The 12,339-nt window shown below is 44.8% G+C and carries 9 protein-coding genes; all 9 read left to right on the forward strand.

Going from position 1 to position 12,339, the window contains the following annotated elements; translation table 11 throughout:
• The first annotated feature begins 6 nt into the window (after nucleotides 1-6).
• The 9 genes from CJF29_RS17850 (at nucleotide 7) to CJF29_RS17890 (ending at nucleotide 12,328) form a co-directional block, all read left to right on the forward strand.
• Nucleotides 7-2,853, forward strand: a complete 2,847-nt coding sequence (locus tag CJF29_RS17850; protein ID WP_074556912.1) for a TonB-dependent receptor — start codon at nucleotides 7-9, stop codon at nucleotides 2,851-2,853.
• Between the two features lie 136 nt (nucleotides 2,854-2,989).
• Entirely contained in the window at nucleotides 2,990-3,670 is a 681-nt protein-coding gene (locus CJF29_RS17855) for a hypothetical protein (RefSeq protein ID WP_008651952.1), read from the forward strand.
• A gap of 39 nt (nucleotides 3,671-3,709) precedes the next feature.
• Nucleotides 3,710-5,584, forward strand: a complete 1,875-nt coding sequence (locus tag CJF29_RS17860) for an alpha-L-fucosidase (protein ID WP_074556916.1) — start codon at nucleotides 3,710-3,712, stop codon at nucleotides 5,582-5,584.
• A gap of 8 nt (nucleotides 5,585-5,592) precedes the next feature.
• Nucleotides 5,593-6,123: a GNAT family N-acetyltransferase gene (locus CJF29_RS17865; RefSeq protein WP_074556917.1), complete on the forward strand. Its 531-nt coding sequence runs from the start codon at nucleotides 5,593-5,595 to the stop codon at nucleotides 6,121-6,123.
• Nucleotides 6,124-6,385: 262 nt separating this feature from the next.
• Nucleotides 6,386-7,258, forward strand: coding sequence for an electron transfer flavoprotein subunit beta/FixA family protein (locus CJF29_RS17870; protein ID WP_074556919.1), 873 nt, complete (start codon nucleotides 6,386-6,388; stop codon nucleotides 7,256-7,258).
• A 2-nt stretch (nucleotides 7,259-7,260) separates the two neighbouring features.
• Complete coding sequence (locus CJF29_RS17875; protein ID WP_074556922.1) at nucleotides 7,261-8,280, forward strand: electron transfer flavoprotein subunit alpha/FixB family protein; 1,020 nt, start codon at nucleotides 7,261-7,263, stop codon at nucleotides 8,278-8,280.
• A gap of 6 nt (nucleotides 8,281-8,286) precedes the next feature.
• Nucleotides 8,287-9,993 carry an acyl-CoA dehydrogenase family protein gene (locus tag CJF29_RS17880; protein WP_074556924.1) on the forward strand — a complete coding sequence of 569 codons (1,707 nt, stop codon included), beginning with the start codon at nucleotides 8,287-8,289 and terminating at the stop codon, nucleotides 9,991-9,993.
• Between the two features lie 153 nt (nucleotides 9,994-10,146).
• Nucleotides 10,147-11,901, forward strand: coding sequence for a rhomboid family intramembrane serine protease (locus CJF29_RS17885; protein WP_074556926.1), 1,755 nt, complete (start codon nucleotides 10,147-10,149; stop codon nucleotides 11,899-11,901).
• Nucleotides 11,902-11,908: 7 nt separating this feature from the next.
• Nucleotides 11,909-12,328 (forward strand): hypothetical protein, encoded by a 420-nt coding sequence (locus tag CJF29_RS17890; protein WP_074556967.1) that lies wholly within the window; start codon nucleotides 11,909-11,911, stop codon nucleotides 12,326-12,328.
• Nucleotides 12,329-12,339 lie beyond the last annotated feature (11 nt).

Consider the following 12,339-nt stretch of genomic DNA (forward strand, 5'->3'; position numbering starts at 1 on the left):
AAAACAATGAAGAAATTATATATCCTAACAATCCTGTTATGCCTTACCGGTTTCGGAAGCATCTTTGCCCAAACCCTGAAAGGACATATATATGATGCCAAGACCAATGAGCCATTGGTCGGAGCCACCGTCACCTACAAACTTCATGGTAATCAGGGAGTAGTATCTAACATTAACGGAGAATATGAAATCAAACTTCCCGAAGGTGGAGTTGACCTTGTATTCAGCTATGTTGGCTATGATGATGTCTTGATGCCCATCGTTATCAACAAGCGTGAAGTAGTCACCAAAGACGTTTACATGAAAGAAAGCACCAAGCTGCTGGAAGAAGTCGTAGTCAGTGCCGGACGCTTTGAACAGAAGTTGAGTGATGTCACTGTCTCCATGGACGTTGTTAAATCCGGAGATATTGCCCGTCAGGCACCCACGGATATTTCTTCCACTCTCCGCACACTTCCCGGTGTAGACATTGTAGACAAACAACCTTCTATGCGCGGAGGTAGCGGATGGACTTACGGAGTAGGTGCACGCAGCCAAATTCTTGTGGACGGAATGAGCACACTGAATCCGAAAACAGGAGAAATCAACTGGAACACTGTTCCTTTAGAGAACGTAGAACAGGTGGAAGTGATTAAAGGAGCATCTTCCGTACTATATGGCTCATCAGCTTTGAATGGTATTATCAATATCCGTACCGCACGTCCGGGACTGACACCGAAAACACGATTCAGCGCCTATATCGGTGTATATGGTGATGCGGAAAACGACGAATACCAATGGAGCGACAAGAGTTTCTGGAAAGATGATAAATATTCTGTTAAACCGATCCTGCGCGGAAGTCTTCTTAGCGGTATACGGAATCCTATTTACGAAGGATTCGACCTCTCCCATTCCCGCCGTATCGGTAATTTCGATGTCAGCGGAGGAATCAATCTTTTCACTGATGAAGGATACCGCCAACAGGGATACAACAAACGTTTCCGTATGGGAGGGAGCCTCACTTATCATCAGCCCGATATGGGAATGAAACTGTTGAACTATGGTTTCAATGTCGATTTCCTTTCCAATCAATACGGCGACTTCTTCATCTGGCGTTCACCAACGGAAGTGTACAAACCGTCTCCTTTCACCAACATGGGACGTGAAGAGAATAATTTCCATATCGATCCGTTCATCAACTATGTGAATCCGGAAAACGGTACGTCACATAAGATTAAAGGACGTTTCTATTACAGCGCCGACAATATCGTACGCCCTACCCAAGGAACTTCCATCACTGATATTCTGGGAAATATGGGAACTGATGCCAAAACGATACAGAATATAGCCGGTGGCGATTACAGTTCACTCTATCCTGCATTGGTAGGTATCGGTTCCGGACTTGTCAACGGTAATCTGGAAGATGCCATGAACGGAGTGTTCACCTCATTAGGCAATATTTTCCCGAATGCGACGACTGCCGATTATTGCGATCTGATCTCCTGGGTAATGGACAACGGAGTGCCGAGTGACTTGGGAGGACTTGCGAACGGACAGTTACCGAGTGATCTGATTCCGTGGTTATCAAATGTTATCAATCCGTCACGAAACACTCCCAAAACACAGACTGATAAGAACTTCGATTACTATCTCGACTACCAGTTCAATAAGAAATGGGAAGGTGGTGCACAAATCACTACCGGAGTAACCCTGGAACACATCCGCTATGACTCCGCTGTAATGGATGAGGTATACAAAAGTGATAATGTAGCTGCTTTCCTTCAGTACGATCAGCGCTTTTGGGATCGTTTGAGTGTGTCTGCCGGTGTACGTGCCGAATATTATCGGGTGAATAATCATCACCGTGAAGCCGAAACCAAAATTTTCGGAACCAAGGTTCCGTTCCGTCCGGTCTTCCGTGCAGGGTTAAATTATCAGCTGGCTGATTACAGTTTTATCCGTGCCAGCTTCGGACAGGGTTACCGTAATCCGTCTATCAATGAAAAATACCTGCGCAAGGATATTGGTGGAGTTGGCGTCTATCCTAATCTGGACATCAAACCGGAGAAAGGATTTAATGCGGAATTAGGAATTAAGCAAGGATATAAGGTCGGCAATTTCCAGGGTTTTGTGGATGTTGCAGGATTCTATACACAGTATAAAGACATGGTTGAATTCCAGTTCGGACTGTTCAACAATGCCAATTACACAATGATTAATAGCATAGGCGATGCATTCCAGATGCTGACAGATGGCAAAGGTTTCGGCATCGGAGCCCAGTTCCACAATGTATCGAAAGCCCAGATTTACGGAGTAGAAATTTCAACGAACGGCGTGTATAATTTCAATAAGAATACGAAGTTGTTCTATAACTTAGGATATGTATACACGGAGCCACGCGATGCTGACTATCAGGAACGTAATGCAGTAGAAGGGCTTTATACCGATCCTCTTCAGATGAAAGAGAAATCGAACACAGGTAAGTATCTTAAATATCGCCCGAAGCACAGCTTTAAAGCTACAGTAGATTTCCAGTGGAAACGTATCAATGTCGGCGCCAATGTAGCATGGAAGAGCAAAATTCTGGCAGTTGACTATCTGATGTTGGACGAACGCGAGAAACAGCAGAAAGACCTGATGGATTATGTACGTGGCATCCTTTTCGGTTATTCAAAAGGAGAAACACTGGCTACTTACTGGAAAAAACATAATACAGACTATGCTACTGTCGACGTACGCTTCGGAGTAAAAGCCACAAAAGAAGTAGCTTTCCAGTTTATGGTGAACAACCTGTTGAATAAAGAATACAGCTACCGCCCAATGGCAGTTGCCGCCCCACGTACTTTCGTGCTGAAAATGGACGTCACTTTCTAACTAACTTTCAAGATTCACAATTACTTAAGAAACGGCTGCTCAATACAGCCGTTTTCTTTTTTCTCCTCATCTGTCATCATTTATCTATATATTGTGTATCTTTATCCCCCGAAAACAAGAAGAAATAACCGATAAAATGAAAAAACGAATCCTACTTATTGTCATCCTGTTTTGTACAGCCTTTGCACAGGCACAAGAAGTTTTTGTAACTGCTGATTTTGTAAGCAGTTATATCTGGCGTGGTATAGATAGCGGTAATGCAAGTGTGCAGCCTTCACTCGGCCTCAACTGGAAAGGACTAACTGTTTACGCATGGGGCTCTACCGAATTTCGCGAAAAGAACAATGAAATAGATTTATCACTAGAGTACGAATACAAAAACCTGACTCTTTACGCCAATAACTATTTTACCCAGACAGAAGAAGAACCTTTCAAATACTTCAATTACAGTTCGCACTCTACCGGACACACTTTCGAGGCAGGAGCCGGCTATATGCTTAGCGAAAAGTTCCCATTGTCAGTAAGCTGGTACACTACCTTTGCCGGAAACGATTACCGGGAAAACGGGAAACGTGCCTGGTCCAGTTACTGCGAGTTGAGTTACCCGTTCAGCGTGAAGGATGTAAATATGAATATCGAAGCTGGTTTCACTCCTTGGGAAAGTATGTACTCCGACAAATTCAATGTAGTCAATATCGGATTATCTGCAACAAAAGATATCAAAATAACGTCCAACTTCTCTTTACCCATCTTCGGAAAGCTAATAGCCAACCCTTATGAAGAGCAACTTTATTTTGTAGTTGGAATTACATTGTAGATGATTCTTACATTCAATTATTAACTAATAAACACCCCCATGAAAAAACACTTTCTTATCTTCGCAACAGGTCTCTTTCTACTAAGTGCCTGTAATTCGGTAAAAGCACCGGAAGCTATCTTACCCATTCCCGAAGCCAAACAGGTGGAATGGCAAAAAATGGAAACGTATGCTTTTGTACACTTCGGACTTAACACATTCAACGACCGCGAATGGGGATATGGAGACTCCGATCCTACAACATTCAACCCTACCCGTCTGGACTGTGAACAATGGGTACAGACATTTGTCAAATCCGGCATGAAAGGAGTGATCCTGACAGCGAAACATCACGATGGATTCTGCCTGTGGCCCACGCAACTGACAGAGTACTGTATCCGCAACACTCCGTACAAAGACGGAAAAGGAGATATTGTTCGCGAACTGTCCGATGCCTGCAAAAAGTATGGCATTAAATTCGCAGTCTATCTCTCTCCCTGGGACAGGCATCAGGCCAATTATGGTTCCCCCGAATATGTAGAATACTTCTATAAACAACTCAACGAATTGCTGACCAACTACGGTGATGTATTTGAAATCTGGTTTGATGGTGCCAACGGTGGAGACGGCTGGTATGGCGGAGCAAAAGACAGCCGTACGATCGACCGCAAAACTTATTATAACTATCCGCGAGCTTACAAGATGATTGATGAGTTACAGCCACAAGCTGTTATCTTCTCGGATGGAGGTCCGGGCTGTCGTTGGGTGGGCAACGAACACGGATTTGCCGGAGCCACCAACTGGTCTTTTCTCCGTGCCGGAGAAGTTTATCCGGGCTATCCCAAGTATCGTGAACTGCAATATGGTCATGCCGACGGTAACCAATGGGTAGCTGCCGAGTGTGATGTTTCCATCCGTCCGGGATGGTTTTATCATCCGGAAGAAGACGACCGTGTGAAAACAGTAGACGAACTGACCGATTTATATTACCGCAGCGTAGGACATAACGCAACGCTATTATTAAACTTCCCGGTAGACCGTGACGGATTGATTCATCCTACTGACTCTGCCAATGCCGTAAACTTCCACCAGAATATACAAAAACAACTGGCACACAATCTGCTGGCCGGACTCTCTCCCAAAGCATCGGACGAACGCGGAAGAACATTCTCCGCCAAAGCTGTGACCGACGGTGATTATGATACTTATTGGGCTACCAATGACGATGTCATTTCAGCCACTATCGAATTCGATTTACCTCAAGCAGAGAAGATCAACCGTATGATGTTGCAGGAATATATTCCTCTCGGACAACGTGTCAAATCATTCGTTGTAGAATATAACCAGGCAGGCGAATGGATCCCTGTAAAGCTCAATGAGGAGACTACCACTATCGGATATAAACGGCTCCTTCGTTTCGAAACAATCACTACGGATAAGATTCGTATCCGCTTCACAGATTCACGGGCTTGTCTCTGTATTAATAACATTGAAGGATATTATGCAGGAGAGACTTCGGATACATACACAGCAAAAGCTACAGAACTGAAAAGCTACCCGTTCACTCTTGTTGGAGTAGACGTGGAGGAAGCACAGAAAGGTATGGATAAGAACGACCAGACCACCTGTTTCATCAATGGAAATACACTATTGATTGACTTGGGAGAAGAACGCACGATTACCTCATTCCACTATCTCCCCGACCAAAGTGAATATAATAAAGGGTTGATCGCGGCTTATGAAATCTCTGTAGGCATGGACAGCAATGCGGTCAATCAGGTAGTAGCCAAAGATGAATTTTCCAATATAAAGAGCAATCCGATTTTGCAATCGGTTTACTTTACTCCGGTCAAGGCTCGCTATATTCAGTTGAAAGCAACACGGATGATACATGACGGTGAACCGATGGGGTTAGCTGAAATTGGGATAAAATAATAGATGATATGGTACAGAAAACAGGAATTATCGTGCAGAAGAAAAACTATACTCTCCGTACCTGGCAAACCGAAGATGCAGCATCATTAGCCAAATATCTCAATAACAAGAATATTTGGGATAACTGCCGTGACGGTCTCCCCTATCCTTATAGTCAGGAAGATGCTAAAGTTTTTCTCGCTATGATACAAGCAAAAGAAAATATTCATGATTTCTGCATTGAAGTAAATGGAGAAGCAGTCGGAAGTATCGGTTTTGTACCCGCTACGGATGTAGAACGTTTTAGTGCAGAAGCAGGCTACTGGATTGGAGAACCTTTCTGGAATCAGGGAATCGTAACTGATGCTTTGAAAGAAGCCATCAACTATTATTTCGAACACACTGATAAAGTACGTGTATTCGCAGTCGTATTTGAGCATAACTCCCCATCCATGCGTGTATTAGAGAAAGTGGGATTCACGAAAGTAGGAATTATGCAAAAAGCTATTTTCAAGAATGATAATTTCACGAACGCACATTATTACGAACTTATCAAATAATCCGGAATTCATCAACAGTCTGCCGGACAATCCGGCAGACTGCCCATAAACACCTTGCCAACCCTGAATGAAATCTATAAAAACCTTCCTCTTTTGCTCAAAAATCTTAAACCTGTGCATTTTTTACTCGGATTTCTTGTCAGAACCAAGTGTTTGAGTAAATTTGCAAGCTGATAGTTAACCGGATAGTTTAGATAGCAAGAGATTACTACTTGACTACTGGCTGCTAACTTGTAGAAATACTAATACTAAAATTTATAGCATGAGTTTGAAAATTGTTGTATTGGCAAAACAAGTTCCCGACACACGTAACGTCGGGAAAGATGCCATGAAAGCCGACGGGACAATTAACCGCGCGGCACTTCCCGCTATCTTCAACCCCGAAGACCTGAATGCCCTCGAGCAAGCTCTTCGACTGAAAGATGCTCATCCAGGCTCTACCGTAACTATCCTGACAATGGGACCGGGACGGGCAGCCGACATTATTCGTGAAGGACTTTTCCGTGGTGCAGATAACGGTTACTTGCTGACCGACCGTGCTTTCGCTGGTGCAGACACACTGGCTACGTCTTACGCACTGGCTACTGCCATCCGCAAAATCGGTGATTGCGACATTATTATCGGCGGTCGTCAGGCTATCGACGGTGATACGGCGCAAGTAGGTCCGCAGGTAGCAGAGAAACTGGGATTGACGCAGATCACATACGCAGAAGAAATTCTGGAAGTGGGCGATGGTAAAATCAAAGTGAAACGTCACATCGACGGTGGCGTAGAAACTGTAGAAGGTCCGCTGCCCATCGTGATTACCGTAAACGGTTCTGCAGCTCCCTGCCGTCCGCGCAATGCAAAATTGGTTCAAAAATACAAACATGCCAAGACTGTAACCGAAAAGCAGCAAGGCAACCTTGATTATACCGATTTGTATGACAAGCGTGATTATCTGAATCTGCCAGAATGGAGTGTAGCCGACGTAAACGGTGACCTTGCGCAATGCGGTCTGTCCGGTTCGCCGACCAAAGTGAAAGCCATCCAGAACATCGTGTTCCAGGCTAAAGAGAGCAAAACCATCAGCGGCAGCGACCGTGACGTGGAAGACCTGATTGTTGAACTATTAGCTAACCACACCATCGGATAATCATGAATAACTTATTTGTATATTGCGAAATAGAAGAAGGTAACGTTGCAGACGTTAGCCTCGAACTTCTGACCAAAGGTCGTTCGTTAGCCAACCAGTTGAACTGTCAGCTCGAAGCTGTAGTTGCCGGAAGCGGCCTCAAAGATATTGAAAAACAAATCCTTCCTTACGGAGTAGATAAACTTCACGTTTTCGACGGTGAAGGACTTTACCCTTATACATCACTTCCTCACACAGCTATTCTGGTGAACCTCTTCAAAGAAGAGCAACCGCAAATCTGTTTGATGGGTGCTACCGTTATCGGTCGTGACCTCGGTCCACGCGTTTCTTCTGCTCTGACCAGCGGATTGACTGCCGACTGTACTTCACTTGAAATCGGTGACCACGAAGACAAAAAAGAAGGTAAGACTTACAAGAACCTGTTGTACCAAATCCGTCCGGCATTCGGCGGTAACATCGTTGCTACGATTGTAAACCCGGAACACCGCCCGCAGATGGCAACCGTTCGCGAAGGTGTGATGAAGAAAGAAATCCTCTCTCCGACTTATCAGGGAGAAGTGATCCGTCACGACGTGAAAAAGTATGTAGCTGACACAGACTACGTAGTGAAAGTGATCGAACGCCACGTAGAAAAGGCCAAGAACAACCTGAAAGGTTCCCCGATTATCGTAGCCGGTGGTTACGGTGTAGGTTCGAAAGAAAACTTCGACCTGCTGTTCGACCTCGCTAAAGAACTTCACGCAGAAGTAGGTGCCAGCCGTGCAGCTGTTGACGCAGGTTTCGCAGACCATGATCGCCAGATCGGACAAACAGGTGTCACCGTTCGTCCGAAACTCTACATCGCTTGCGGTATCTCCGGACAAATTCAGCATATCGCCGGTATGCAGGAAAGTGGTATCATCATCTCCATCAACAACGATCCGGACGCTCCGATCAATACGATTGCCGATTACGTAATCAACGGAAGTATTGAAGAAGTTGTGCCGAAGATGATTAAGTATTATAAACAAAATAGCAAGTAAGGAAAGATGGCTAATTATTATACAGACATACCGGAACTCAAGTATCACTTGAACAATCCGATGATGAAACGTATTTGCGAACTCAAAGAACGCAATTACAGAGATAAAGATGAATTCGACTATGCTCCGCTGGACTTCGAAGATGCTGTAGACTCTTACGACAAAGTATTGGAGATTACCGGAGAAATCACAGGAGAAATCATTGCCGCTAACGCAGAAGGTGTAGACGAAGAAGGTCCTCACTGTGCCAACGGTCGCGTAGAATATGCTTCCGGAACCAAACAGAATCTGGATGCTATGGTGAAAGCCGGACTAAACGGCATGACCATGCCACGCAAATTCGGTGGTTTGAATTTCCCGATCACTCCGTACACCATGTGCGCGGAAATCGTGGCTGCCGCCGACGCCGGTTTCGGAAATATCTGGTCTTTGCAGGACTGTATCGAAACGCTGTACGAATTCGGTAATGCAGACCAACACAGCCGCTTCATCCCTCGTGTATGCCAAGGCGAAACAATGTCCATGGACTTGACAGAACCGGATGCAGGTTCCGACCTTCAATCTGTTATGCTGAAAGCTACTTACAGCGAAAAAGACGGATGCTGGTTGCTGAACGGCGTGAAACGTTTCATTACAAACGGTGACGCTGATATCCACCTCGTACTGGCACGTTCGGAAGAAGGAACAAGAGACGGTCGTGGCTTGTCTATGTTCATCTATGACAAACGCCAAGGGGGTGTAAATGTGCGCCGTATCGAAAATAAACTCGGTATCCATGGTTCCCCTACTTGCGAATTGGTATACAAGAATGCAAAAGCTGAACTTTGCGGTGACCGCAAACTCGGTTTGATTAAATATGTAATGGCTTTGATGAACGGTGCCCGTCTGGGTATTGCCGCACAGTCCGTAGGATTGAGTCAGGCAGCTTACAATGAAGGATTGGCTTATGCCAAAGACCGTAAGCAGTTCGGCAAAGCGATCATCGAGTTCCCGGCAGTATATGACATGCTGGCTATCATGAAAGGTAAATTGGACGCCGGACGTGCTTTGCTGTATCAAACAGCCCGCTATGTAGACATCTACAAAGCTCTGGATGACATCACCCGCGAACGCAAACTGACTCCGGAAGAACGTCAGGAACAGAAGAAATACGCCAAACTGGCAGACAGCTTTACTCCGCTGGCCAAGGGGATGAACTCTGAATATGCTAACCAGAACGCTTACGACTGCATCCAGATTCACGGTGGTTCAGGATTCATGATGGAATATGCTTGCCAACGCATCTATCGCGACGCGCGTATCACCAGCATCTACGAAGGAACTACCCAGTTGCAGACTGTAGCCGCTATCCGTTATGTGACCAATGGTTCTTATATCGCTACTATCCGCGAGTTTGAGGCCATTCCTTGTTCACCGGAAATGGAACCGCTGATGTCTCGCCTGAAGAAGATGGCTGACAAATTTGAAGCAAGCACCAACGCTGTAAAAGAAGCACAAGATCAGGAATTACTTGACTTCACTGCCCGCAAATTGATGGAAATGGCTGCTGACATTATCATGTGTCACCTGTTGATTCAAGATGCCAGCAAAGCTTCCGAACTGTTCTCCAAATCTGCACACGTATATTTGAACTATGCAGAAGCGGAAGTGGAAAAGCACGCAAACTTCATCGAAAACTTCGACAAAGAAGATTTGGCTTTCTACAAAAAGTAACAAATAATCGACTAAATCTCATAAAAGCATCCTTTCTTACGAAATGGATGCTTTTTTTATTTGTCATATTCTATTATTTTCCATTATTATTCTATACATTTGTCAGTGAGATAAGTTATTTTTTAATTGATGACTCTAGATAAAGATAGAAATATGGCACTCAAACCTTCATATAATGACAAACTACATCTGCCTGGTTTATCCAACACGGAAATCCTTATATTGGCTCTCGAAGCTTCTCAAAAACTTGAGTGGAATATCAGAGAAGTGACTCCGGAAGGAGTCCGGTTTGAAGTCCCGTTCAATATGTACTCTCACGGAGAGGTAATAACCTTTACTATAGAAAAGGAAAGTGACGGAGAAGTATCCGTTCGCAGCCAGTCTTCTTCCGTACAATTTGTTGATTATGGAAAGAACAGAAAAAATATACAGAAATTACGGGAGGCGATGGAAGAAATAAGGACTTCACTCACTCTGGAAGAGCTAAGCCGGAGAGCAGAAGATTTCGAAGAAGAGTTCAACCGACCGCTCACGGAAGAAGAAAAAGCTTATATAGAAGAAGAAAAGAAAAAAAACTCCTTCCTGTCTTTCTTCATTCCCCGCAAAGGATTCATAGCGACCCCCATCCTGATAGACATCAACATTCTTGTATTCATTGTGATGATTGCTTCCGGAGTGGGTATTATGTCCCCTTCCACTCTGTCACTACTGAAATGGGGAGCCGACTTCGGACCGCTAACTCTCACTGGTGACTGGTGGCGCACAGTGACTTGCAACTTCATACATATCGGAGCTTTCCATCTCCTGATGAACATGTATGCTTTCATGTATGTAGGACTTCTGTTGGAAGAACTGATAGGAGGACGCCGTATGTTCGTTTCATACCTGCTAACCGGATTATGTTCGGCTGCATTCAGCCTGTATATGCACGGTGAGACAATCAGCGCCGGAGCTTCCGGATCTATCTTCGGACTTTACGGTATATTCCTTGCGTTCCTCCTCTTTCATCGCATCGCCAAAGAACAACGAAAGGCATTGTTAACCAGCATCCTCATTTTTGTGGGGTATAATCTAGTTTACGGGATGAAAGCCGGCATTGATAATGCCGCCCATATTGGCGGGTTGTTAAGCGGGTTTGTTCTGGGAATTATATACGTGGTCGGCTACAAGTTCGAGAAACCCGATGCACAGCGGACTGTCTCCATCATCGGGGAGCTTGGTATATTCTGTATATTCCTGTTCAGCTTCATGATTCTGTGCAAAAACGTTCCTCCTCTTTACCCGGAGATACGTAATGAATGGGAAAGCGGTATTGTGGAAGCCTATCTGAATGGCGAACTGGAAGAAGAAAACGAGAACAGTAATCATTCCACTGTGAATGCTACGGACAATCTTTCCAGCAGGAAAGTTCCGGCATATACGCCTGTCGGCAATGACGATACGTGGCTGTCTTATTATGATGCAGCCACCAAATTCAGTTGCCAGTATCCTACCAACTGGACAAAAATAGCAGGAGCAAAAGGAATAATTGACGGTGCGGAACCTCCATTACTCATGCTGGTCAACGGAGGGAATCAATTAACGATTACCGCCCTCACCTACGACACGCAGAAGGAGTTTGAACACATGAAAGAGTTATCACTCACTCTCCCGAGAAATGCACAAGGGGAACCGTCAGAAGATTACCAACTAAGCAATGTCAACATCAACGGACTCCCTATGACAAAGATCACGAATCCCCTGCACATCGGGGCTCCTGATGAACCGGGAGAGGATGTAAAACAAATAGTGTTGCATTATTTTCAAGAGAGCAAGAAACGATCTTTTGCCATTGTCATGCTTGTCTATGACGAAGAAGCTGAAACCGATCTGAATGCCATTACATCAAGTATTCAGATCACCCAATAAAGAGAATATGAGAGTATATATCCAAGTCAAACAGTTAGGAAAACGAAAGTGCAGTATCGAAAAGATTCCTATCGATTTTCCTGTTCCGCCTGTCAATGTACAGGGGTTGATCGAAGCCATCGTCAGTTGGCAAGTCTGCGAATACAATGAACGCTTGCAACAGAGCGAAGTGCTGAAATACCTCACACAGGAAGAAGTGGAAAATAAAACAGCTTCCGGCAAAGTAGGGTTTGCAGTAAATTATAACGGCAAACCAGCTGTAGAAGTCGAAGCGATCACCAATGCCCTGCAATCCTACGAGGACGGGATTTTTCGTATCTTCATGGATGATGCGGAAGCCGGGGACTTATCCTCTCCCATCCAACTTAAAGAAGAATCGACCCTGACCTTCATCCGGCTCGCCATGCTGTCGGGAAGATTGTGGTAATCATTATCCTA

It is taken from the genome of Bacteroides celer, from assembly GCF_002632415.2.
Classification (GTDB): Bacteria; Bacteroidota; Bacteroidia; order Bacteroidales; family Bacteroidaceae; genus Bacteroides.

Excerpts from the sequence above, each read along its gene's own strand:
- CJF29_RS17875 (WP_074556922.1), top strand. The coding sequence starts at position 7,261 with ATGAATAACTTATTTGTATATTGCGAAATAGAAGAAGGTAACGTTGCA.
- CJF29_RS17850 (WP_074556912.1), top strand. The coding sequence starts at position 7 with ATGAAGAAATTATATATCCTAACAATCCTGTTATGCCTTACCGGTTTC.
- CJF29_RS17870 (WP_074556919.1), top strand. The coding sequence starts at position 6,386 with ATGAGTTTGAAAATTGTTGTATTGGCAAAACAAGTTCCCGACACACGT.
- CJF29_RS17860 (WP_074556916.1), top strand. The coding sequence starts at position 3,710 with ATGAAAAAACACTTTCTTATCTTCGCAACAGGTCTCTTTCTACTAAGT.
- CJF29_RS17890 (WP_074556967.1), top strand. The coding sequence starts at position 11,909 with ATGAGAGTATATATCCAAGTCAAACAGTTAGGAAAACGAAAGTGCAGT.
- CJF29_RS17865 (WP_074556917.1), top strand. The coding sequence starts at position 5,593 with ATGGTACAGAAAACAGGAATTATCGTGCAGAAGAAAAACTATACTCTC.
- CJF29_RS17885 (WP_074556926.1), top strand. The coding sequence starts at position 10,147 with ATGGCACTCAAACCTTCATATAATGACAAACTACATCTGCCTGGTTTA.
- CJF29_RS17855 (WP_008651952.1), top strand. The coding sequence starts at position 2,990 with ATGAAAAAACGAATCCTACTTATTGTCATCCTGTTTTGTACAGCCTTT.
- CJF29_RS17880 (WP_074556924.1), top strand. The coding sequence starts at position 8,287 with ATGGCTAATTATTATACAGACATACCGGAACTCAAGTATCACTTGAAC.